The sequence below is a fragment of the Vibrio sp. 1249-1 genome (genome assembly GCF_033340495.1).
Window position 1 is genome coordinate 1 of record NZ_JAWOWJ010000831.1, and the last position, 593, is coordinate 593.

Sequence of the window (593 nt, forward strand, 5' to 3'; positions counted from 1 at the left end):
TCGGTGGCGATTCTAGGCCGTATCTTTTTGATTTTTTCGACCTTACTCTTTTTGTCACTAGAAGGGCACTTACTGGTGATCGACATCGTTATTCAGAGTTTTGTGGTGTGGCCTGTTGGCTCAGGCATCACGGCCCTATCACTGCAAGGCGTGATCAATGTGTTTGGTTGGATGTTTGCCGCTTCTCTCGCACTTGCGCTGCCCGCCATCGTGTCAATGCTATTGGCGAACATCAGTTTTGGTGTGATGAACCGCGCCGCACCGTCTCTGAACGTTTATGCGCTAGGTTTTCCGATGACCATGCTACTTGGCCTGTTTAGTGTTTTGATTTCTGTTTCCGGTGTTCCGGGCCGCTACACCGCGCTGGTGCATGAGACGATCCGACACTTAAACAACTTTATGTTGGGGGGCGCATGAGCGATCAGTCGTCACAAGACAAAACCGAAAAGGCCTCCCCCCAGAAAGTTAAAAAAGCCCGCCAGGAAGGCCAAATTCCACGAGCGAAAGAGTTCACCACTGCAGTCATTTTCATGGCTGTAGCGCTGTATTTTTACTCTCAAATCAATAGCATCTGGGAAAGCATGTTCGGCATT

Annotated in this window: 2 protein-coding genes; both read left to right on the forward strand. The window is 49.6% G+C overall.

All coding sequences use genetic code 11. From position 1 onward, the window contains the following. Positions 1 to 417 (forward strand): flagellar biosynthetic protein FliR (locus R7Z50_RS29170; RefSeq protein ID WP_318149969.1); only part of this gene is annotated, 417 nt, incomplete at its 5' end. Then, positions 414 to 593, forward strand: a 180-nt coding sequence (locus R7Z50_RS29175; RefSeq protein WP_318149970.1) for an EscU/YscU/HrcU family type III secretion system export apparatus switch protein, incomplete at its 3' end; no start/stop codon positions are given. The genes R7Z50_RS29170 and R7Z50_RS29175, both read left to right, overlap by 4 nt.